This window comes from Pseudoalteromonas sp. B62 (assembly GCF_037162565.1).
GTDB classification, from domain to species: Bacteria; Pseudomonadota; Gammaproteobacteria; order Enterobacterales; family Alteromonadaceae; genus Pseudoalteromonas; species Pseudoalteromonas fuliginea.
On sequence record NZ_JARLVB010000002.1, the window covers coordinates 2,061,948 to 2,084,663 of the forward strand.

At 38.4% G+C, this 22,716-nt stretch carries 23 protein-coding genes and 3 pseudogenes; 17 read left to right on the forward strand and 9 right to left on the reverse strand.

Annotated features, from left to right (window positions below; translation table 11 throughout):
- Positions 1-3 precede the first annotated feature (3 nt).
- Genes P4S71_RS13790 through P4S71_RS13800 form a run of 3 tightly spaced genes read left to right on the forward strand, consistent with a single transcriptional unit; the run spans position 4 to position 1,724 of the window.
- Complete coding sequence (locus P4S71_RS13790; protein WP_007377936.1) at positions 4-786, forward strand: chemotaxis protein CheW; 783 nt, start codon at positions 4-6, stop codon at positions 784-786.
- 24 nt (positions 787-810) lie between these two features.
- Entirely contained in the window at positions 811-1,305 is a 495-nt protein-coding gene (locus tag P4S71_RS13795; protein WP_007377935.1) for a chemotaxis protein CheW, read from the forward strand.
- A 17-nt stretch (positions 1,306-1,322) separates the two neighbouring features.
- Entirely contained in the window at positions 1,323-1,724 is a 402-nt protein-coding gene (locus P4S71_RS13800; RefSeq protein ID WP_337119995.1) for a DUF2802 domain-containing protein, read from the forward strand.
- A 31-nt stretch (positions 1,725-1,755) separates the two neighbouring features.
- On the opposite strand, the gene P4S71_RS13805 is transcribed toward P4S71_RS13800, so the two are convergent.
- Together P4S71_RS13805 and fliK are read right to left on the reverse strand one after the other, a co-directional pair.
- Positions 1,756-2,064 (reverse strand): EscU/YscU/HrcU family type III secretion system export apparatus switch protein, encoded by a 309-nt coding sequence (locus P4S71_RS13805; protein ID WP_007377933.1) that lies wholly within the window; start codon positions 2,062-2,064, stop codon positions 1,756-1,758.
- Positions 2,065-2,066: 2 nt separating this feature from the next.
- On the reverse strand, positions 2,067-4,427 hold the full coding sequence (gene fliK / locus P4S71_RS13810) for a flagellar hook-length control protein FliK (protein WP_337150851.1): 2,361 nt from the start codon (positions 4,425-4,427) through the stop codon (positions 2,067-2,069).
- Positions 4,428-4,540: 113 nt separating this feature from the next.
- On the opposite strand from fliK, the gene ccmA reads away from it, so the two are divergent.
- The 10 genes and pseudogenes from ccmA (at position 4,541) to P4S71_RS13860 (ending at position 12,257) form a co-directional block, all read left to right on the forward strand.
- On the forward strand, positions 4,541-5,158 hold the full coding sequence (gene ccmA / locus P4S71_RS13815) for a cytochrome c biogenesis heme-transporting ATPase CcmA (RefSeq protein ID WP_086007048.1): 618 nt from the start codon (positions 4,541-4,543) through the stop codon (positions 5,156-5,158).
- On the forward strand, positions 5,158-5,844 hold the full coding sequence (gene ccmB, locus P4S71_RS13820) for a heme exporter protein CcmB (protein WP_008136756.1): 687 nt from the start codon (positions 5,158-5,160) through the stop codon (positions 5,842-5,844). The genes ccmA and ccmB overlap by 1 nt, the downstream gene beginning before the upstream one ends.
- The gene (locus P4S71_RS13825) at positions 5,844-6,581 is read left to right on the forward strand and encodes a heme ABC transporter permease (RefSeq protein ID WP_007377928.1); all 738 of its coding nucleotides are present in this window, start codon (positions 5,844-5,846) and stop codon (positions 6,579-6,581) included. The genes ccmB and P4S71_RS13825 overlap by 1 nt, the downstream gene beginning before the upstream one ends.
- Positions 6,582-6,583: 2 nt before the next feature.
- Positions 6,584-6,787 carry a heme exporter protein CcmD gene (gene ccmD, locus P4S71_RS13830; protein WP_008136759.1) on the forward strand — a complete coding sequence of 68 codons (204 nt, stop codon included), beginning with the start codon at positions 6,584-6,586 and terminating at the stop codon, positions 6,785-6,787.
- Positions 6,784-7,263, forward strand: coding sequence for a cytochrome c maturation protein CcmE (gene ccmE / locus P4S71_RS13835; RefSeq protein WP_007585848.1), 480 nt, complete (start codon positions 6,784-6,786; stop codon positions 7,261-7,263). Before ccmD ends, ccmE begins: the two co-directional genes overlap by 4 nt.
- A 2-nt stretch (positions 7,264-7,265) precedes the next feature.
- The gene (locus P4S71_RS13840; protein ID WP_337150852.1) at positions 7,266-9,236 is read left to right on the forward strand and encodes a heme lyase CcmF/NrfE family subunit; all 1,971 of its coding nucleotides are present in this window, start codon (positions 7,266-7,268) and stop codon (positions 9,234-9,236) included.
- A complete protein-coding gene (locus P4S71_RS13845) occupies positions 9,233-9,802 on the forward strand; it encodes a redoxin family protein (RefSeq protein WP_007377924.1) in 570 nt (189 codons plus the stop codon). Before P4S71_RS13840 ends, P4S71_RS13845 begins: the two co-directional genes overlap by 4 nt.
- Positions 9,802-10,263 carry a cytochrome c-type biogenesis protein gene (locus P4S71_RS13850; RefSeq protein WP_007377923.1) on the forward strand — a complete coding sequence of 154 codons (462 nt, stop codon included), beginning with the start codon at positions 9,802-9,804 and terminating at the stop codon, positions 10,261-10,263. Before P4S71_RS13845 ends, P4S71_RS13850 begins: the two co-directional genes overlap by 1 nt.
- A complete protein-coding gene (gene ccmI, locus P4S71_RS13855) occupies positions 10,264-11,517 on the forward strand; it encodes a c-type cytochrome biogenesis protein CcmI (RefSeq protein ID WP_149606238.1) in 1,254 nt (417 codons plus the stop codon).
- 135 nt (positions 11,518-11,652) lie between these two features.
- Positions 11,653-12,257 (forward strand): annotated as a pseudogene (locus P4S71_RS13860) (MlaA family lipoprotein).
- A gap of 46 nt (positions 12,258-12,303) precedes the next feature.
- On the opposite strand, the gene P4S71_RS13865 reads toward P4S71_RS13860, so the two are convergent.
- Positions 12,304-13,527: an EAL and HDOD domain-containing protein gene (locus tag P4S71_RS13865; RefSeq protein WP_337150853.1), complete on the reverse strand. Its 1,224-nt coding sequence runs from the start codon at positions 13,525-13,527 to the stop codon at positions 12,304-12,306.
- 331 nt (positions 13,528-13,858) lie between these two features.
- Here P4S71_RS13865 and putP point away from each other — a divergent pair, with 331 nt between their 5' ends.
- Positions 13,859-15,337 (forward strand): sodium/proline symporter PutP, encoded by a 1,479-nt coding sequence (putP, locus tag P4S71_RS13870; protein WP_337150854.1) that lies wholly within the window; start codon positions 13,859-13,861, stop codon positions 15,335-15,337.
- 125 nt (positions 15,338-15,462) lie between these two features.
- Here putP and P4S71_RS13875 read toward each other — a convergent pair whose 3' ends face one another.
- Both P4S71_RS13875 and P4S71_RS13880 read right to left on the reverse strand, forming a co-directional pair.
- The gene (locus tag P4S71_RS13875; protein WP_337150855.1) at positions 15,463-16,566 is read right to left on the reverse strand and encodes an ISAs1 family transposase; all 1,104 of its coding nucleotides are present in this window, start codon (positions 16,564-16,566) and stop codon (positions 15,463-15,465) included.
- Positions 16,567-16,665: 99 nt separating this feature from the next.
- Positions 16,666-16,983 carry a YebG family protein gene (locus tag P4S71_RS13880; protein ID WP_149606239.1) on the reverse strand — a complete coding sequence of 106 codons (318 nt, stop codon included), beginning with the start codon at positions 16,981-16,983 and terminating at the stop codon, positions 16,666-16,668.
- Positions 16,984-17,285: 302 nt separating this feature from the next.
- Between P4S71_RS13880 and P4S71_RS13885 the strand changes: the two genes are divergently transcribed.
- Complete coding sequence (locus P4S71_RS13885; RefSeq protein WP_007378631.1) at positions 17,286-17,582, forward strand: ComEA family DNA-binding protein; 297 nt, start codon at positions 17,286-17,288, stop codon at positions 17,580-17,582.
- Between the two features lie 16 nt (positions 17,583-17,598).
- On the opposite strand, the pseudogene P4S71_RS13890 reads toward P4S71_RS13885, so the two are convergent.
- The 3 genes and pseudogenes from P4S71_RS13890 to nhaB all read right to left on the reverse strand — a co-directional run bounded on the left by P4S71_RS13890 (position 17,599) and on the right by nhaB (position 20,107).
- Positions 17,599-17,876: pseudogene (locus tag P4S71_RS13890) on the reverse strand (DUF6170 family protein).
- 28 nt (positions 17,877-17,904) lie between these two features.
- On the reverse strand, positions 17,905-18,423 hold the full coding sequence (gene dsbB / locus P4S71_RS13895) for a disulfide bond formation protein DsbB (RefSeq protein WP_033031451.1): 519 nt from the start codon (positions 18,421-18,423) through the stop codon (positions 17,905-17,907).
- 103 nt (positions 18,424-18,526) lie between these two features.
- Entirely contained in the window at positions 18,527-20,107 is a 1,581-nt protein-coding gene (gene nhaB, locus P4S71_RS13900; protein ID WP_337150856.1) for a sodium/proton antiporter NhaB, read from the reverse strand.
- 304 nt (positions 20,108-20,411) lie between these two features.
- On the opposite strand from nhaB, the gene fadR reads away from it, so the two are divergent.
- Complete coding sequence (fadR, locus tag P4S71_RS13905; protein ID WP_007378635.1) at positions 20,412-21,125, forward strand: fatty acid metabolism transcriptional regulator FadR; 714 nt, start codon at positions 20,412-20,414, stop codon at positions 21,123-21,125.
- 364 nt (positions 21,126-21,489) lie between these two features.
- Positions 21,490-22,095 (forward strand): peroxiredoxin, encoded by a 606-nt coding sequence (locus P4S71_RS13910; RefSeq protein WP_007378637.1) that lies wholly within the window; start codon positions 21,490-21,492, stop codon positions 22,093-22,095.
- A 58-nt stretch (positions 22,096-22,153) separates the two neighbouring features.
- Here the strand turns inward: P4S71_RS13910 and P4S71_RS13915 are convergent.
- Positions 22,154-22,711 (reverse strand): annotated as a pseudogene (locus P4S71_RS13915) (TonB-dependent receptor domain-containing protein); the annotation flags it as partial.
- Positions 22,712-22,716: the final 5 nt, after the last annotated feature.

The following is a 22,716-nucleotide window of genomic DNA, read 5'->3' on the forward strand; positions in this document are numbered from 1 at the left end:
TGAATGAGTAAGCAATTATTTGCTAATGAAAAAGTAATGACTCAATATTTAGGTGCGTTATTACGTGATGACGAGCCTACAGATAACCTTGAACCTGTGGCAAAACTGCTTGAACAAATACCGAGTGAACAGCAAAAAGGGCAAGTACATTTAAAGCCTAATGAACAATTAAAAGCAGCGGAAAAAATATTTGCTCAAGATCTGCAAACAGAAGAGCTAAAACCATTAGATATTACTAATGAGCCAGAGCCAGTTAAAGCTGATTTAGTTGTAGAGACAAGCTCACATTTATCAGTAGAGCCGGAACAAAGAGCAGTAACAAAAAGCCAAGAAGATTATTTTGACGGTGAGTTTCAAGCATTATTTTTTGAAGTTGCGGGTTTGACTTTGGCTGTACCATTAAAAGCGTTAGGTGGGATTCATCAGTTAGGTGAAGTAAATCACTTATTTGGTAAGCCAAAATGGTTCAAAGGCGTTATGCTTAATAGAGATGAAAAACTTAATGTTGTTGATACAGCGCATTGGGTGATGCCTGAGAAGTATGACGAAAAACTAGAAGCGTCACTTAACTATCAATATTTAATAACGTTAGGTGACAGCCAATGGGGGTTATTAGCTGAAAAGTTAATAAATAACATTACATTGAGTAAAGAAGATGTAAAATGGCGTACAGATCAAAGTAAGCGCCCATGGCTTGCTGGAGTTATTAAAAAGAAAATGTGTGCTTTAATTGATGTAGATAATTTAAATGCGCTATTAGAGAAAGGCTTAGATAGTCGTCAGTAATAATGACCATTACGGAGTAACAGCATGAATCAAGATAAATTACTGTCAGCAAATAAAAATGCAGACAATGACGAAATATTACAGTGGGTTACCTTTAAGTTAGAAGAAGAAACTTATGGCGTAAACGTAATGCAAGTCCAAGAGATATTACGTTACACTGAAATAGCTCCAGTACCAGGTGCTCCTTCTTATGTAATTGGTATTATTAATTTACGGGGTAACGTAGTAACAGTTATTGATACGCGTGCTCGTTTTGGTTTAGACGCCGCTGATGCAACCGATAACTCTCGTATTTTAATAATAGAAGCTGAAGAGCAAGTTATTGGTATTTTAGCCGATAGTGTTTCTGAAGTTGTATATTTACGCAGTTCAGAAATTGACAGTGCACCTAATGTCGGTACTGAAGAGAGTGCTAAATTTATCCAAGGTGTTTGTAATCGTGATAATGAGTTACTTATTTTAGTCGATTTAAACAAGTTACTCAGTGATGATGAATGGGATGAGTTAAGCGATTTATAAGCTTTACCAATAAAAATATGCTGTTACTTAGTATTTCAATAGCTGCGCTGGCGATAGGTCTAATATCGTTAGCGTTAGTTTTTGCATTGAAAAATAAACAAACGAGTGAGCTGAATTTTGTCATGCAGCAGCTTAAAGATACCTCCGAACAAACTCATATTTTGCGAAGTGAGGTTTCTGAATTACGAACAGGCTTGTTGAGTATAGGTAAGCGTGTACTTGATGTTGAACAGCAGCATCAAGAATTAGTTCAACAACAAGCGGCTCAAAAGTATGATGATCCAGATGCCAAAATTTATTCGCGTGCTGTTAAAATGGTTGAGTTAGGGGCTGATTTAGAGGAGGTAATACGCGAGTGTGAATTACCTCGCGCTGAGGCTGAATTACTCTTTTCATTGCATAAACAAAAAGGCGCTTAGCGCCTTTTTAGTTATCAGCGTATAAATAATCTCATGCTTTAATATTCAACTTACCTTGAAAGTCTTGCCAACCTGGCGGGAATTGACCCCTTAATACATACGAAAATGCAATGAGTTCTGCAATTACATAATAAAGTTCTTTTGGGATCTCTTCTCCTAACTCTAAATGCGACAACGTTTTAGCAAGTGCAGCATCTTCGTGGATCATAATTCCTTTTAGTTTAGCCGCTGCTATTATTTCATCAGCTAACTCACCAAACCCCTTCACACTTACAGTGGGGGTGTTGCCAGCTTCGTATAAAAGTCCAATGGCTGATTTATTAATAGGTGTATCACTCATAGCTAAACCTTAATATTAATAATTGCATGAGATTTATAAAATGCCTGATTGTTAGCATCTCCTCGTTTTAAATTAAGTTCACCAACTTGCAAACCATGTTTGGCTAGTTTTGATCTTAAATTATCTAGGTGAGGATGAGCAATAGCGCTTACTTCTTGGCTTGAGGCTAATAGCTGGCAATCAAGTGCTTTATCCATTAATTCAGCAGTAATTTGTAGCTGCCCAAGTTGGGCATAATCAAAGTTTAGCCTTACAAACCATACATTTTTATCTCCTAATTTATCTGCGTTTGGCTTTTTATATTGCCCCAGTGTTATTTCTGTTTGTGCTGCTTCAGGTGGCAATCTCATGGGTAATAAAAATTGTGCAAGCGGGTTTGTCTCTGGTTGTTGATTTGGTGTTGAAATATTCACTTGGGTAAGTGTATTTTTAACTTGTACAATTTCGCTAGCCAAAGCTTGAACTTGAGCCTGTTGGAGTTGCTCAAGCATTTTTGCTCCAGTGTTACCCGTTTTAAAAGTAGGTATAAGTACTTGCAAAAGTGCATCTAAGCCAGTTTGATTATTAAAACTGATAGGTGTTACTGACTGGCTAATTATAGGGGCGGCTAAAATACTCACAGCTACTTGTTCAAGCCCTTTAGTGAAACTACTTTGCAGAATGTCCCCCGTTAGATGAGACGGTTGTAAAGTAGCAAGTATTTCACGCTGTATGGTCGCAGGGTGTGTGTTATTACTTGAGACCATACGATTAAATGCTTGGTTGATTAACCGAGTTAAATCGGGTGTTTCTTTTGTTACTTTATTTGTAATATCAGTGATCTGATTACTTAAAAGTTGTTTATTGCTAGCCATTTTATCTGTAGGGGCGGTGGTGTCAGGAAGCTTTAATAATATAGTTAATAGCTTTGCTTCTATTGGTTGAAGCATTTGACTACGAGAGCCTGTATTAGATAACGGCTCTGCTAATGAGATAATATTTTTAGTAACTGTTTCATTTGTAGTCTTAATTAACGTGTCAGTTTTACTGTTAGTACTCGCATTTAGGATGTTTAATTGGTTTACTTTTAAATCACTTGGTGTAGAGCTAGCTACTGTATTTTGAGTAATGTTATTTGTTGTTGGCGTGTTGGTTGTTATGTTTGAAGATGATTGCCAAACACTAACACTTCCTTTCATAAGCTGAGTTAGTTGCACAAGCGGCGGGAGTCTAGAAAAGTGCTCGGTCAAAATATTACTTGTATTTTTTGATATCTGAACACTTGAACTTTGGGTAATGTTAACTCTGTCTAGTGGTACAACTTTGGTGTTTTTTTGTAAGGCGGCGGATGAATTGGCAGCTGTAAACTCTGACTTATTTTGTGTCGTAAAAGGCTTACTTTCAAAATATTTTACCGCATCATTAATTCGTGTTCTTAAGTCACTCAAGCTATTTTGTAGCCACGATTTTATTGGGCTATCAGTAGTAAGTAATGGATTTACTTTAATATTACTCGCAGAAACGGCTACTTCAGGTGCATTATTTTTTTGAGCTAAAAGCAACTCGTTAAATGGTTTCGAGAAGGAGTTATTAAGCATCACTTTTATGTTGCTAGTATCGGTTTTAATAAACAATTTATCAGCCTGGTTTACTAAGTTTACCTTAATTGTCGTGCTGGGTAGTTCACTAACTTGTTTATTATTTATAGGCGTTGTAAACGACCCCGACTTTTGTGGATGAGTTAAAATGGCCAGTTTTGGTGTTGCTTGCAGTTGTGCATTAGGTAGCAGCGCTGCGAGTAATTTAGTCAGTCTTGTTTGACTCAGTGGTTGCGAATGAACTGTATCAGCAAAGCTGTTAATAATATTTAGCTGTGCGCCTTTATTGTTAGTGCTTACAATTACTTTTAAAGATTGCTCGGTTATAAGTAGCTGCGCTACGTCTTTATTTATTGCAATACTGGCGTTGAGTTTATCAATGACTAATTTGGGAGTAGGCGATAAAACAACCTGGACATCCATTGGCTTACTTTCTACCTCAGTGCCTGTGCTTACATAATTTAATAAACGCTGTAACTGAGTTGGTTGACTTAAGGTGAGGGTTGTACTGTTTGGTATAATGTTGAGCTTTTTGCCATCAGGGCTGAGCTGTATGTTAGCACTGGCTATTTTTTGTAAGTTTTGAGGTGTGTTAGTCGTGCCAAGCCTTAATGTTTGCCAATGCTTATCAATAAATACATCAAGCGTAATCGAATCTTTCGAAAATTGTATATTTTTAGCGGCAAGCACCTCATCAGGTAATTGCGATAATTCATTCGTTTGAGCATTGCTCGATTGATTGATAACCAATGAATTAGATAATGTGATTTGCGTTGGCGTATTCATTATTTTAAATCAAGTTTTCTCTATTTTAAGTGAATCGATTTTAAAGCAATATTCGTATTACCCTATCATTATGGTAGACTAACGCCTAATTTTTGGCAGAGAGAATCGTCATCTTGTTACACATTAAGTCCGTCACCTGCATCAAGCAAGATCGTTGTTTGTTTGCGGATCTTAATTTTAGCCTTAATAACGGTCAAATCATGCAATTAGCAGGCCCTAACGGGGCTGGAAAAACATCGTTATTGCGTATTATCGCAGGCTTTTCTGCGCCTGATGAAGGGGCTATATTATACCAAGAATTGCCGATATCTAAGTACTATGAAGAGTATGCCAGAGAGCTATTGTTTATAGGTCATAAAACGGGTGTAAACACTCAGCTTAGTGCAGTGGAAAATGTTAGCCATTGGTTGCAAATTAATGGCTATAGCGAGCCTGATTTATACCCTATTTTAGCGAAACTAGGCCTTGTTGGACTTGAAGATGTGCCTGTTAGGATGTTATCTGCTGGGCAACAGCGACGTGTTGCTTTAGTAAGACTATGGTTAAGTGATGCTAAACTATGGGTGCTTGATGAGCCATTTACTGCGCTTGATAAAAGTGGTGTCGCCTTTTTACAACAACGATTTACTGAGCACTTACAAAGCGGTGGTGCTATCTTATTAACGACCCACCAAGATTTAACGACCCACTTTAGTAACTTACAAACGGTTACATTGGAGTATCGTCACTAATGACTCGTCAACACTCATATTGGTTACTATTTAGTGCGGTATTTACCAAAGATATAAAGCTTGCGTTTCGTCAGCGTGCAGAAATTGTAAACCCTATTTTATTTTTCTTAATTGTAATCTCATTGTTTCCGTTAGCAATAGGGCCTGAGCCCGGTCTACTGGCGAGAATGGCACCGGGAATTATTTGGGTCGCCGCGTTACTTTCTACTATGTTGGGCTTGGATAAGTTGTTTAGAGATGATTTTAACGATGGCTCATTGGAGCAATTAATTGCATCATCTTATCCGTTATCGCTAACGGTGCTTGCTAAAGTGGCTGCTCACTGGGTGGTAACAGGTTTACCGCTTGTATTAATGACACCGTTGTTTGCATTGTTATTGAATCTAGAAAGTTCGGCGCTAAAAGCGACCGTTTTAACATTATTATTAGGCACACCGCTATTGAGCTTTATCGGCGCAATTGGCGCTGGGCTTACTGTAGGATTACAAAAAGGGGGAATTTTGATGAGTTTACTCGTACTGCCTTTGTATATTCCAGTTTTAATTTTTGCAACGTCGGCTATCGATACCAGTACCATGTCACTGGATTATAGTGGACAGCTTGCTATCCTTGGTGCAATGTTACTTATTGCTATTATTAGCGCACCAATTGCCATATCGTCAGCTTTAAAAGTGAGTGTAAGTTAATGTGGAAGTGGTTACATCCCTATGCTAAAGCGGAGCGTGCATATCAATTATGCAATACGTTACTGCCTTATTTTGCCGTAGTTACTGTAGTTAGTATGATTGTTGGTTGGGTATGGGGGCTTGGTTTTGCACCTGCCGATTACCAGCAAAAAGACAGCTACCGTATCATTTTTATTCATGTTCCTTCCGCCATTTTATCTATGGGCGCTTACTCATCAATGGCTATTGCAGCTGTTGTTGCACTTGTATGGCAACTACGAAATGCCGAACTTGCCGTTATTGCTATAGCGCCTGTTGGTGCTTGTATTACAGCTATAGCGCTTATTACTGGCGCTGCATGGGGTAAGCCTATGTGGGGTGCTTGGTGGGTATGGGATGCGCGTTTAACGTCTGAACTTATTTTATTATTTTTATATCTTGGCGTGCTTTCGCTTTACCATGCATTTGAAGATAAGAAGTCAGCAGGGCGTGCGGCTTCTATTTTAGCGATTGTGGGCGTAATCAACTTACCTATTATTCATTACTCAGTTGAGTGGTGGAATACGCTACACCAAGGCGCAAGCATTACAAAATTAGACACAAAAGCAATAGACCCAAGTATGTTTTGGCCACTTATGGTTAATATTTTAGCCTTTGCTGCTTTTGTAGGAACAGTGACTTTAATTCGTCTTAAAAATGAAATTTTACAACGCGAAAAGCACCGACCGTGGGTACGCTCGTTGTTAAATAAGGGGTAATTATGCAGTTTGACTCTTTTTCTGATTTTATTTCAATGGGGGGCTATGGGTTTTATATATGGCTTTCTTTTGGTACATGCGCACTTATTTTACTCGGTATTTTAGTGAGCTCTTTAAGAGATACCAAACGTATTATGGCTTCAGTAGAACAGCAAATAATACGCGAAGCGCGAATTAAAAAAGCTAAACAGGAACAAGTCTCATGAATCCAAGACGTAAAAAGCGCCTATTGGTAATTATTGCCGTGCTGTTTGGTATTGGTGGATCAATTGGTTTAGTGCTTTATGCACTTCAAGAAAACATTAATCTTTTTTATACGCCAAGCGAACTTATTGATGGCAAAGGGCCTAATAAAGAAAAGCCTTTTATTGGCCAAAAGTTACGTATTGGCGGCATGGTTGTACCAGGCACCGTTGAGCGTAATGAACAGAGCTTACAAGTAAGCTTTAAGCTAATAGATACAGGTCCATTAGTGACCGTGCGTTATCAAGGTATATTGCCAGACTTGTTTCGTGAAGGGCAAGGCATTGTAGCGCAGGGCGTATTAATCGAACCTAACGTTATTGAAGCATTTGAAGTGCTAGCAAAGCATGACGAAGAATATATGCCAGCAGAAGTTGCAGAGGCAGTTAAAGGTATTAAGCACGAAAAACCAAAATACAACTTAGATAGTGGTAATTAGCTATGATCCCAGAAATTGGTTATTTTTCTTTAACGCTTGCTATGGTATTAAGCGTTTTACTGTGTATTTTTCCTCTTTGGGGCGCGCATACCGGTAATCTTCGATTAATGCGTGCAGCTCCCTCTTTAGCAATTGGGCAATTCGCTTTTGTTTTAATCTCTTTTGCAGCACTTATTTACGCCAGTGTAACGGATGATTTTACCGTATCGTACGTAGCATATCATTCAAGTAGCACGCTGCCTTGGTATTACAAAATCACCTCTACATGGGGCGGCCATGAAGGCGCTATTTTACTGTGGCTTGTAATGCAAGCGGGTTGGACTGCAGTAGTTGCTGCACGCTCTAAATCACTCCCTTGGGTGTTACGTGCTCGCGTATTGGGTGTGCTTGGCTTTTTAGGTGTCGGTTTTATGATGTACACCTTGCTACTTTCAAGCCCGTTTGAGCGCCTACTTCCTTATTTTCCGGTAGAGGGGCGTGATTTAAATCCGTTACTTCAAGATCCGGGTATGATTATTCACCCGCCATTACTGTACATGGGTTATGTAGGGCTATCGGTTGCTTTTTCTTTTGCTATTGCTGCGTTATTAACCGGTAAGCTTGATAACACATGGGCTAAGTGGTCACGTCCATGGACAATGACTGCATGGGGCTTTTTAACTCTAGGAATCACAATTGGTAGCTGGTGGGCATATTCAGAGCTTGGCTGGGGCGGCTGGTGGTTTTGGGATCCGGTTGAAAACGCCTCGCTTATGCCATGGCTTGTTGCAACTGCATTATTACACTCTTTAAGCGTGACTGAAAAACGCGGTGTGTTTAAATCGTGGACTGTGTTACTAGCTATCGCAGCGTTTTCATTAAGCCTTTTGGGAACCTTTATTGTACGCTCGGGTATTATTGTATCGGTACACGCTTTTGCAACAGACCCTGATCGTGGCTTATTTATACTTGCCTTCTTAGGCATTGTTGTAGGCGGTGGCTTGGCGTTATATGCACTGCGTGTGTCACAAGTTCACAGTGAAGGACGATACAAGCTTGTATCTCGCGAAGTGGCGTTATGGCTCAATAATATATTTTTAGTGGTTGCTACATTAATCGTATTGCTGGGTACGCTATTACCTATGGTGCATAAAGAGATGGGCCTAGGCAGTATTTCTATTGGCGAACCGTTTTTTAATAAAATGTTTGCAATAATTTTAGTGCCGTTTGCTATTTTGATGGGAATAGGACCATTTTTACGCTGGAAGCAAAATAAATGGGCTTTCTTACAAAACAAAATATTAATGGGCGTATTAGCAAGTGTTGTTATTACCTGCGCTTGGTTGTTTTCAAGTTACGACTTAGTAAAACCACTTACGCTATTAGCTACTACGCTTGCGGTTTGGATTGCAATATCAACCGGGATCGATATTTACACTAAAGCCGCAGTGCATAGCACCTTAAAAGAAGGTTTAAAACGCTTAGGTGTAAGTTACTGGGCTATGGTGCTTGGGCATATTGGTATTGCATTTGTTATTGCGGGTGTAACGCTTACATCGGCGTATTCAGTTGAGCGTGATGTATCTATGAAACAAGGCGATACAGTCCAGCTTAATCAATATGAATACCGCTTTGATGGTGTTAAAACTATTCGCGGACCAAACTATAGCGGTCATGCTGGTGTTGTATCTGTGCTTAAAAATAATGAACTAGTAACACGCTTACACGCCGAAAAACGTAAGTATGATATTGGTATGCAGTTTATGACCGAGGCGGCAATAGATGCAGGCTTTACACGTGATTTATATTTAGCGTTAGGTGAGCAGTTAAGCCAAGGCGCATGGTCACTTCGCATTTATCACAAACCGTTTGTTCGTTGGATGTGGATTGGTGGTGTGCTTATTTCCCTCGCTGGATTTATGATTTTATTTGATAAACGCTACCGCACATCAGCTAAAACAGCGCGTAGGGCTGCATCGGAGAGTGTTTTATGAACCGTAAAATTTTAGCTATTGCGCCGCTTTTAGTGTTTGTTTTTGTGTGTGTATTTTTATACCAAGGTCTTTTTGCTAACCCTCGTGAAATTCAAACGGGGCGATTAGGCCAAGAAATGCCAGCATTTAATCTACCTGATTTAATGCAAGACAATAAGCCATGGACTAACGAGTCTTTAAAAGGCGAGGTTTACTTACTAAATGTATGGGGCACTTGGTGTCCTACATGTTTAGTTGAGCTTGGCTATTTAACTAAGTTACGTGAGCAAGGTGTTAAAATTATTGGGCTTTATTACGTACAAGGTTACGATGCTGATTTTGATGGCCCTTTTGATATGCAATCACTTCGCACAGAAGTGAGCGATATGCTGCAACGTGCGGGTGACCCATATCAATTTAATATCTTGGATTTACATCGTACTTTGTCGTTGGATTTAGGCGTGTCGGGTGCGCCTGAAACATTTTTAGTCGATAAAAACGGCACTATTTTGTTGCATCACACGGGCGATATAAACCCGCGAGTATGGCGAGCTAAATTTGCGCCAATTATGCAGGAGCTTAAATAATGAAATGGTTACTACTTACGCTTAGCATTTTTGTAAGCATCAGTGCGTTTGCAGAGCAAGACCGCTATCAATTTGATAACAACAAACAAGCAATATTGTTTGAAGAGCTAACTAAAGAGCTGCGTTGTCCTAAGTGTCAAAATCAAAATATTGCGGACTCCGACGCTGTTGTTGCTAAAGACTTACGCGATAAAGTACTCGTATTGGTTAAAGAAGGTAAGAGCAAAGACGAAGTGATTGATTACATGATTGACCGCTTTGGCTATTTTGTTCATTACGACCCACCAGTTACACCCGCGACTTTAGTACTTTGGGTATTACCTGTATTAATTGTCATAGTCGGCTTTGGTTTTATTGTTATTCGCCAGCGAAAAGCATCAGTAAAACAAACCTGGAGCAGTGACGACGAAATGCTGCTAGCTAAGCTAATTGAACAAAATAAACGTCAGGAGCAAAGTTAAATGATTTTAATGTGGGCGTGTTTTGCTTTACTCACACTGGTTGCTCTTGCGTTTGTGATGTTGCCTTTTTTAAAAAAAGAGCACGTTAAAACAATTACTCATAATGCCAATGCGGAGCTAATTAGTATTTATGAGCAGCGTTTAGTTGATTTACAAACCGATTTAGATAATCAACGCATTGATAGCGTCAATCACACAGAATCAATTGTTGAATTAAAACGTCGTTTATTGAACGAATTATCGCCAGAAAAGTCACTTAATAGCAAAGGTAATAATCGTATTTTTGCTTTAACAGGCGGTGCATTTGTTCTTGCACTAACGGGGATTTTTTATAGCTTTACAGGTAGTCAGCAGCAAATTTCGGCTTGGCATGATGCAATGGATAATTTAGCGGATTACGGTGAGCGTGCTGTAATGCAAAAAGGTGAGCCGCTTAGTCAAAATGAGCTGCAGGCTTTTGCATTGGCGCTTCGTACTAAGCTTAGCCGTTCGGGTGATGATGAAGTCGCTTGGATGCTACTTGGACGAGTTGCTATGTCGCTTAATGAATTTGACATGGCGCAGCAGTCATTTGATAAAGCACTACGTATGAATCCTGATAATATGCAGGTACTTATTAGTTACAGCCAAGTTTTATTACTAGAAGGCAGCGAAGCTAATATGACCCGTGCGGCAGGTATGCTCTCAAAAGTACTAAAAGTTGAGCCTACCAATTTAGATGCTATTTCGTTACTCGCGCTTATAGCGTATGAGCGTAAAGATTGGCCGCAAGCTAAAACTGCATTTGAAGTTTTATTGGCAAGTATGGGAAAAAATGATTCTCGTTATAGCATGATCTCTGAGCGTATTGCTGATATAGAGCAGCAAATGCAAACGGAAGGCTCAGTTATGCCAGTTACTACTACAACGGGTGCTATTGCAGTTACTGTCGACATTGCAAAAGAGCTTATTGATAAACAACCAAAAAACGGTATTTTATTTATATTTGCAAAAGCTGCAACTGGCTCACCTATGCCATTAGCTGCTGTTAAACTCGCTAAATATTCATTTCCAATTACAGTCGAGTTGAGTGATAGTAGTGCAATGGTTGCAGGGCTTAACTTATCGAGTGCCGAAAATATTATTATTTCGGCGCGTATTTCTATAGATGACTCGGTTATGCCAAGTTCTGGTGAGCTAGAAGGTCATTCACAGTCGTTAAAGCGTGAAAGTGTAAGTGACTACCAACTTCAAATTGATACATTAATACCTTAAGGACGTTAGATGTTAAAGCATAGTTTTACTTTTTTATGTTTATTGGTACTGGCCGGTTGTGCTCAAGTACCACAAAGTAAAGTAGATGAGAGAGATCCTCTGCAAAGTATTAATCGTCCATTATATGACTTTAATATGGATGTACTAGATGCATACTTGTTGCGCCCCGCAGCAGTTGGTTACATGACAGTTACACCTGTACTTGTACGCCAGAGCGTTGTCCATTTTACCGACAATATAACGGCTCCTGTAGATATGATAAATGCCGGCCTGCAAGGTAAGCCGGGTAATGCAAGTGTTAGCCTTGCGCGTTTTTTAGTTAATTCTACTGTTGGCATATTTGGTTTGTTTGATGTTGCCAGCTCATTAGGCCTTGAAGTTGTAGATGAAGACTTTGGACAGACCTTGGGTGTGTGGGGGTGGGCGATGGCGCTTATTTAATGCTGCCTGCTATGGGGCCAAAAACAGTGCGTAACTTAACGGGTGATGTCGTCGATAACTTTGTACTACCTGAGGTAGCATTAACGACTCCACAAACTATTCTAGTGTTTGTTTTAAAGGCAGTGGAAGCGCGCGCCTCATTAATCCCTCAAGAGGGGCTATTAAATGATTCACTTGATCCATACTTGTTTGTGAAAGATATTTATTTCCAGCGTCAAATTTATGAACTATACGATGGTAACCCGCCAATCAAAGAAGAGCCCGCTGATTTTGATGAAGACTTTTTAGAAAGCTTATAACCCAACACCAGCAAACAAAAACGCCAGCTAAATGCTGGCGTTGTTATTATTCGTGAATCATTAAATGCATTTGCTCATCGACCCAAGCTAGCGCTTCATGGTAGGCATCAGGTACTTTTTCACCAAGGTTTAGTTCTGTAGTTATGTCGTTGGCAGCTGACCAGTTTGCTTGCTCATAATACTTAACTAGGTTTAGGTATTGTGCCAATAAACCTTCGTTATCGAGTAATGCTGCTTTTATTTCGTTAGATAAAGGTAATTTCTGCATTACGCTTTCCATACTCTCATCTAAAATAGCATCCATTAGAGACATCATACCGGTTAAAAAAGCCATGCCAGTATCTTTAAATTGGCCATGAGAAATAGCGAGTAATTCACCAAAACGTGCTCGGGTTAAGGATAATTTGATTAATTCAACGGGCTTATCTGCAGATACTTGCGCAGCAAAAAGTAATGATAAGAGCTTTTTAATTTCGCTAGCGCCAAGCACAATAAGTGCCTGCTTAATTGTACTGATTTCAGCACGCCTTGCAAAGGCAGCAGAGTTTGAATACCTAAGAAGCTTATAAGATAGATTTACATCACGCTCAAATACATTAGTGATTTTTTTAAGATCTATTTCAATACTTGAGGTTTCATACAGTAATTCAGCTAATGCCATCTCTGATGGTGGCAATGCTTTACTTTGCACCATCTCGGGTTTTGAAAAGAAGAATCCCTGAAAATAATCAAAACCGAGTTCTAATGCCAAGCTATACATTTCATACGTTTCAACTTTTTCGGCAAGTAATTTAATATGAGAATGTTGTTTTATATCGTCAATAACGTTTTTTATTGTAGTTGTATCACATGTTAAGAAATCAATTTTAATGATGTCTATAAATGGATAAAAGTGACGCCACACAGGCTGATGAATGTAATCGTCAAGTGCAATAGTATACCCTTTATCTTTTAGGTCTTTAACAATTGCTAATAAGCGCTTCCCGGGTTGAACTGTTTCAAGTATTTCAACCACAATTGTATCTTTACCCAGTAGTGTTGGATAACCTTTTGATAACGTATCCAACGTAAAGTTTATATAAGCGGGCTTATTATCAGTTAAATCTTCTAAACCAAAGTTGAATTGACTGCCTTCTATTAAACGTGTTGTCGCTTCGTCACCATCTATATCGGGAAACACATTATCGACGCCATCGCGAAATAAAAGCTCATAACCAATGAGTTCTTTTTCACGATTTAAAATCGGTTGGCGTGCGGCATAAAAGTACATAAACAATTCCGTATGAGTAAAGTCAGCAGGTATTGTAATAATATATTGGAAAACATTCAAAATAGCATTACGTATATTTGCATGATTAATAAATTATCATTAAAAATAAGAGGGTTTATCTGTTTTATTTTGTGAGTTTACATAGTGTTGTTCTAAAAGTGTGCAGCATGAATATTTTTAAACTAGGAAAAGGTAACAAGTTGGAGATTTCCATATTAGGCATGATATAGTCGGCTGGAATGCTTTTACCTCAATGCTGTCTTTATTATAAAATTTTAAGAGTCAATATTCGGATTAAAAGCTTGGTATTATTAAATGTGCGGAGGCTAATTTGGAAACAGGAATGATTATTTCACTGGCGTTATATTTTGTTGTAATGCTAGGTATCGGACTATATGCATATAAACAATCTACAAGCGATGTCTCTGGTTACATGTTAGGTGGGCGAAACCTTTCCCCCAGTGTCGCTGCATTATCTGCTGGCGCATCTGACATGAGTGGTTGGATTTTAATGGGCTTGCCCGGTGCAATGTTTGTAAGTGGATTTAGCAGTACATGGATAGCGATTGGTTTGATCGCAGGTGCTTGGTTAAACTATTTTTTAGTAGCTCCAAGACTCAGAGTTTATACAGAAAAAGCAAATGACTCGATTACTATTCCAGATTATTTTTCAAATCGTTTTAACGACAAATCTAACTTACTACGCGTTGTATCTGCAGTAGTTATTATTGTTTTCTTTACGCTTTATACCTCTTCTGGTGTTGTTGCCGGCGGTAAATTATTTGAAAGCTCATTTGGGCTAAGTTATGAGATGGGTTTGTATATCACTACAGGTGTTGTTGTTTTATATACTTTGTTTGGTGGTTTTTTAGCCGTCAGCTTAACTGACTTTGTTCAAGGTTGTATTATGTTCATCGCACTAATTTTAGTGCCTTGTGTAACCTACTCACTTTTAGAACAGCCTTTAGAGTCCACTTTACATAGTGTAAACCCCGAAATGCTTAATTGGATAGGTGCAGGGTCTACTTTAGGGATTATTTCAGCAATGGCTTGGGGGTTGGGATACTTTGGACAGCCTCATATTATTGTGCGCTTTATGTCTGTTCGTAGTGTGAAGGAGATGCCCACAGCGCGTCGTATAGGTATGACTTGGATGATTGTTGCTGCTGTTGGTGCAGTTGCTACTGGTATTTTTGGCGCCGCTTACACATACGAAAATAATATTACGGTCAAAGACCCAGAGACTATTTTCTTAGTGCTTTCAGAGCTTTTATTTCATCCACTAATAGCAGGCTTTTTACTTGCCGCTATATTAGCTGCAATTATGAGCACAATCTCATCTCAGTTACTAGTGAGTTCAAGTTCACTAACAGAAGATTTTCACAAAACATTTTTGCGTAAAGAGGCGAGCGATAAAGAGCTAGTGGCTGTTGGCCGTATCAGTGTTGCTATAGTTGCTATGTTTGCCATTTACTTAGCTTACGACAGAGATAGCTCTATTTTAGATTTAGTAAGTAATGCTTGGGCAGGCTTTGGCGCCGCGTTTGGACCATTGGTTTTATTTAGCCTTTATTGGAAACGCATGAACTTTGCCGGTGCATTATCGGGTATGTTAGTGGGTGCATTTACTGTGCTAATTTGGATTTATGGCCCATTTACTATTAATGGCGAAAGCTTAAGTAGCTTTATGTATGAAATTGTACCTGGTTTTATTTTATCTTGTATCGCAATTGTTGTTATTAGCTTAGTAACAAAAGAGCCAGAGCAAAACATCACTGCTTTATTTGATGAAGTAGAGAAAGAGCTTTAAATAGCAATTACCACCTATTTTAAAATAAGTGGTAAGCAATAAAAAAGGGAGCAACTTAGTTGCTCCCTTTTTTATTTAGCTTAACTCATCCAATAGGGCAGGGCAAAATCATACTTGAGCGTTATTTATCCTAAAATAAGCTGCTCTCTTACCTCATCTGACCAAGCAGCCTGTTTCAACTTACCTTTCATACTGTCTTTTATCGCGCTTAATTTCGCTAAGTTCATCGCAAATCGTCTAAAGGTCGCCATATTCTCGGGGGCATCACCTCGACGAATACGTGAATCGTCTTCTTTAAATGTCATATCTAATACCCAGTGTGCTGAGTTTTCTATTCCCCAATGCTGGCGAATAGACTTGGCTACTTGCTCTGGGTTTATCCCTAGCGAGCTGATGTAATAACTCGTTTCCATTGTATGACTATCACCAACATAACGCTGTCGTACTACCTCGACTATGGAGTTGAAATTGACCCAACCGTGGCGCTGCTCAAGCCAATCTGTCACCAACAGTTGAGTGTAAGTGCGCTGCTCTATTCGACCATGCCCATCATTTACTGTTTCATGGCTATTTTGCTGGATGAGTGATGGCTGCTCTCGTCTGACTTTGTGATAGTAGGCTTGAATTTCTTTGTTCAATTTTCCTTGGTTATTCTTCACTTGCAGCAAATAGTCTCCGTCTTTCTTGCTGACGGCTTTCGTCACTTTCTTTAAACAATGCATCGCGTCTGCTGTGATGATATTGCCTTTAAGCTCAAGTAATTCAATAAGTGCCATCACTGTTGATACTTCATTCTTCTTACTTTTTGATTTGCATTGTGCTAGTACTAGGCCCTGTTCAACTGCATAAGCTGAAACACTGTGAATAGCTGTTTTTTTATCACCATCATAAGAATGGCGAAGTGTTTTACCGTCAAAGGTAATGACGCTTTGATTATTCGCATCTCTAAGCTCATTAACCCAAGAAACAAAACAAGCTAATAAAGCTTCAGGGGCCAGTGAGCTAATGATACGAGCAATCGTATCATCGACAGGAATACCATTTTCAAATGAACGAAACTTACGTAACCAAGTCAGTTTACTGTCACCGAATTGCTTAATATCCTTCCACCCTTCAGCACCTGAAATAATCGCAGTGACTGTAAGGAATATAACATCCAGCAATTCATGTTTTTTGTTGATGTGTGAACGAGTATCTTGAATGTCGTTGAAATGGTTGATGAATGACATGTTAATCGCCTTTGAGAAAAAGGCGATTTGATCACAGATTCGAAGTAATAATCAAGTTAAGTATGATCTTGCCCTGTCCAATAGGGAGCAAACGGCTAGTTAACTTGCTTTTTTATCGTTGTTGTCTTCAGTTGATGCAACGTTATCTGACTTTTTAGTTTTTGTTGGGACTTTGGTGACAACTGGGTCTTTGCCACCTTTTAATATAGTCATAAAGTCTTCTTTACTCTTGGCTATTTCTAAAGCAAGCGACTCTATTTGTTGCTCGCTCAATGGCACATCTACCTTTTCTAACATTAGCTCAAGCGACTCAGCAATATCGAGCATTTTGTCATAAGCATCAGCTTCTTTTTTAGTAGTAAACGTCATGCGCTCGACTCCGTTTCGTTCTACAACATATTTAACAACAACAGCCATGATTTCTCCTGCAAGCTTGCGTGGCAATGTGGTTTATGAAAACCATTAGATTACTGTTTTTATGTACAGTAATGGTTTGTGGTGTAATTTGCAAGTATCTGATATTAATTTTTAGTTTATTTAAGATTTGACAAAAAACTGTAACTTTACTTTATTTAATAAATCACTTGTTGTACCAGCTGCATTTTAGGATTTCGGATAATAGTGATCATGTGTTTAGGTGATTTTATATAATGAGCTATTTTTATTTTACTATTTCCTGAGCAAAATTTAATAATTCGAAAGTACAATAAGGAAAATAAATGCGTCTTTTACAAAAACTCTTATTCATAAGTATATTATGTTTGCTCCCGACTACTGCAGCGTTTTCACAGGTAGTTGATGTGGTCAAAGAAATGCCTAAATATGATGTTGTAAGTATTAATGATGCTGATGCGAGTATGCTCGCTAAGCTACCAGGAATAGGGAAGAAAAAAGCACAAGCAATAGTTGATTATAGGGAAGCAAATGGAGAGTTCACTGAAGTAAACGATTTAGCGAAAGTGAAAGGTGTAGGAAAAAAGTTAATAACTAAGCTAAAAGATAAAATAACATTATAAGTGGGTTAGGGCGCTTCTAAGCGCCCTGATCATATTCTTTTAATGCTTTATTAAGATTTTTTTGGCAAAATTAATTTCGATAGGCGTAGTTAATAATGGATAACAAAGTACACCAAGCATTAAAAATGGTATAACTACCCAGCCTTCAAATAGGGTAAATATTAAAAACAGTGGGCTTAACAATATAAGCTTTATTATACGTAATAACACGCGTTCAGTAGGTGAAATCAGACCTAGCGATAGGGCTATAACGGCTTGCCTTTCGCGTACTTTTAAATGTTTTAATTCTATAATTTGACTCGAAAAAAAGTAAACATACTAATTAAACCGATCTTTTAAAAAGTAAACGACTACTAATCACTATAAAAAATACACTAGCAAATAGTCCAAATATGATTTCCATCCAAGCGGGCATACTCAAACCCAAAAATTGCCAGTCTATATTTCCACAATCACCAGTTGCCTGAAAAAAGCTAGGGATCCACTCATGCAATGGCAAAAATGATGGGAAATTAGGTTCAAATTCACAGCTAAAAGCAAAAGGGTCTGTGGTGGTTTGCATATCTATATGTTCTTGAGCAATCAGGTATCCCCAAACACTTGATACGCCCCAAGTTAAGTAAGCCGCTATTCTGACTACTTTGTTTTGCGGTTTAATTGAGCCAATAATACCAGCGCTAAGTAACCCTAGTACTGCGGTACGTTGATAAATACACATTATGCAAGGTGCTAACCCCATTTTGTATTGAAAGAAAAGGGCGGTTACTTCAAGTAAAAAAACAATAACGGTGAATAAAATCCACGGGGTACGTTGAGTCGGTAATTGTGCAAGCCAGTTCATAAAAATTCCACGCTTAAATAAGACGATATATTATGGCGTAGGATAAAGTACGCAGCAACAAAAAGGAAAGAAAAGCTACCGAAGTAGCTTTTTTAAGATGAGATTAGTGACTACTTGATGCAGCCCCTATGGTCGCTACATGATGATCTATCCAGCCCCATTGATACATTAGTTCGGTCATATCGCTTAAACTTATGTAAGTAAAGGTAAGCCCTATAGTAGTTAACACGATTGTATATGGTAATGCCATGTAAACCATTCTCCCATAGGACAAACGCAGTACTGGGGCAAGTGTTGATGTAAGCAAAAATAAAAATGCAGCTTGACCGTTTGGAGTCGCAACACTTGGTAAATTGGTACCTGTATTAATAGCAACAGCTAAAAGGTCGAATTGATCACGGGTAATTTCCCCAGATTTCAGTGCCGCTGCAACTTCGTTTATATACACAGTACCAACAAATACATTATCGCTTACCATGGAGAGTAACCCATTGGCGATAAAGAACATGACTAATTGTAATTGCCCTTCAAATGTAAGTACCCAAGCAATAACAGGTGTGAATAGGTGTTGGTCTATAATAACGGCAACAACGGCAAAAAACACACATAAAAGCGCTGTAAATGGCAGAGCTTCCTCAAATGCTTTTCCTAGTTGATGTTCTTCAATAATACCGGCAGAGGCAGTTGCCAATATAATCACTGATAAACCTATTAACCCAACAGCGGCTAAATGCATTGCTAAACCGACAATAAGCCATACCGCAATGAACGCTTGGATAGTTAAGTTAACTTTATCGCGTTTAGTTCGTTTACTATCAAGCCCTTCAGCGTGATTTTTTAAGATAGTGTGAATTTTTTTAGGTAATTTAGCGCCATACCCAAAGGCTTTTGTTTTTTCCAGAACAAAAGTAGTTAATAAACCAGCAAAAAATACAGGCAAGGTGATAGGCAGCATTCTTAAGAAAAACTCACCAAACTGCCAACTCGCTCGCTCAGCAATAATTAAATTTTGAGGCTCACCAACCATAGTACAAACACCACCGAGTGCAGTGCCAATAGATGCATGCATTAATAGGTTACGTAAAAAAGCACGAAACTCTTCGAGTTCTTGGCGATTAACTTCTTTTACTTGATTATCATCATTTATATCATGTTCGCTGTTGGAGTCTTTTCCTGACGCGACTTTGTGATAAATACTGTAAAATCCCATTGCAACGGCAATGACTACTGCCATAACTGTTAATGCATCTAAAAATGCAGATAAAAAAGCAGCTGCAAGAGTAAACGCTAAAGATAAAATAGATTTACTTCTGACTGACACGACTAGTTTCGTAAAAATGTAGAGTAATAAATCTTTCATGAAGTAAATGCCGGCGACCATAAAAATCAACAGCAAAATTACATCTAAGTTTTGTGCTATTTCATGTTCAACTTGTCCTGCAGTCGTCATTCCTATAAATAAGGCTTCAATGACAAGTAAGCCACCAGGCTGCAGTGGATAGCATTTAAGTGCCATTGCCAAGGTGAATATAAATTCTAATACTAACGCCCAGCCTGCCACGTATTGATTTAGTTGAAAAAGGATAGGGTTAATAATTAGAAACGTAATGATCGTATATTTATACCATTGTGGCGCATTACCTAAAAAATTCTTAAATGTTGCAGTTAAAACACTCTGCTGCATAGGTGTTCCTTTTTATTGTACTTATATGTATAGCTAGTGCCCGTTAAGTTAATTCAGCTAAAGCTTTGTGTAAACAAAAATATGCGAGTGATAACAATGTACCTAATGTGAATGTGGCCTATATTTATATACACTGTAGCTAAAATAGAAAAATCAAAATTTAATTATTTATAAATATTAAATTTCTACTCATTTGGTTGAACTAATATGCCTTACTTTACTTGTTAGTTGTGCTTCCTCTGGTACAATCAGTCAGTTATTCGTGTAAGACGATAAGTTGTAGATTACTTCGAGTGGGAATTGAATGAGAATTTTTAAAGCGAAAAGCCCAGCAGGATTTGCTGAAGAATATATAGTTGAGTCTATTTGGAATGGCGATTTCCCTCCAGGTTCAATTCTACCTGCCGAGCGAGAGCTCTCAGAGTTAATTGGTGTCACAAGAACAACTTTACGAGAAGTACTACAGCGTTTAGCTCGCGATGGTTGGTTGACTATCCAGCACGGTAAACCGACACGAGTTAATAATTTTTGGGAAACGTCTGGTTTAAATATTCTTGAAACGTTAGCACGCCTTGATGAAGATAAAATGCCTGAGCTGACAGATCAGCTTTTATCGGCAAGAACGAATATTAGTGCTATTTATACGCGTGCCGCTATTAAGTTGAATCCAGAGCGCGTTATTGAAATTTTATCACAAAGCCATGAATTAGAAGATACTGCACAGGCATTTGCTGATTACGATTATAAAGTTCATCACGAATTAGCAGTTGCTGGTAATAACCGTATTTATGTATTAATTCTTAACGGTTTTAGAGGGTTTTATTCAAAGATTGGTTGTCATTACTTTTCAGATGCAGGAACACGAGAGCTTGCCCGTCAGTTTTATAAAGATTTAACTATACTGGCTGAAAATAAAGAGCATGATGGCGCTATTTCTATGATGCGTAAGTATGGTCATCAAACGGGTGAAATTTGGCAGAATATTCGAGGTGATATGCCTTCGGATATAATGGATTAAATCTAAACGAAAAACCTGCATTTGCAGGTTTTTTTATCTGTAAAAATTCATACCACATTATATGTTTTTTTTAAACAATTTAATGTATTAACCCTTCTTCAGTAACGCTAAAAATACTATCTAATTACAACGCAATTTACACCTCAAAATGAGATCTATTATTCAAGCAGATTAGTGCAAGTTGTAAGTGTTCGTTATTTTCGATTGCTCACATCGCTAAATACGATTGTTCTTTTTAAACTAAAAAATTTAGAATGCCAATTAATTATATGTATGCGCTATTGGTTTTTAATTTTTAGCGCCCATATAAGTACCAGCATTGCGAAAGCAATTGAAAACAAACTCAAAATATTTGGAGAATAAAATGGGTGTATTAGTAGGCCGCCAGGCACCAGACTTTACCGCTGCAGCTGTTCTTGGTAACGGTGAAATTGTAGATAGCTATAACCTTCATGAAACAATCAAAGGTAAAAAAGCAGTTATCTTCTTTTACCCACTAGATTTCACGTTTGTGTGTCCTTCAGAACTTATTGCATTTGATAAGCGTTTTGAAGAGTTCCAAAAGCGTGGCGTAGAAGTTATTGGTGTTTCTATCGATTCACAATTCTCACATAACGCATGGCGTAACACTGCTGTAGCAGATGGCGGTATTGGTAAAGTTCAATACGCACTAGTTGCAGATGTTAAACACGAAATTTGTAAAGCATATGACGTTGAGCATCCTGAAGCGGGTGTTGCGTTTCGTGGGTCATTCTTAATCGACGAAGAAGGCAATGTACGTCACCAAGTAGTGAACGATTTACCACTAGGTCGCAACATCGATGAAATGCTTCGTATGGTTGACGCACTAGCGTTCCATACTGAACACGGTGAAGTATGTCCTGCTGGTTGGACTGAAGGTAAAAAAGGTATGGACGCAAGCCCTGAAGGCGTTGCAAAGTTCTTATCTGAAAACGAAGGCGAGCTATAATTTAGCCCTTAGTTTTAAATAAAAAACCGCCAATTGGCGGTTTTTTTTGTGTCTTTACTTAGAAGGAGAAGCTTACTTTAGTATACAGGTAACGGCCACGAGGGTTGTGCACACCTGACGCATAACCATATAAATCGCCATCACCAATAGCAAATGGTGGCTCTTCATCAAATAAGTTATTAACACCTAAAGATATTTTAGCTGATTCAGTAATACGGTACGATGTTTGTAAATCCACAAGCGTTTGTGAATCTATCATACGCGATGTATTACTATCAAAATCTAAATTACCATCAAAGTCGATATCAGGTGTATCTTCAAATTCACCCACATAACTGATATTTACGTTAGTGTTAAAGTCGCCAATTTCCCAGTTAGTTGAGAAAATAAAGCGGTGCTCTGGGTAACCATATTCACCCGTGTAATCACGGCCATCTTTTTCAAATTTATCTTGATATGCCCACTCTAGATTAAATTTAAGTAAACCTAAGTCATCAAGAGAGTGATTATAGTTTGCTGAAACATCAACACCAGACACTTCCTGCGATGATAAGTTTTTGAAGGTGCTGTGTATTTTTTGTATTGTGCCCAAGCTTGCACCACCCGTTGGGCTGAGGGATC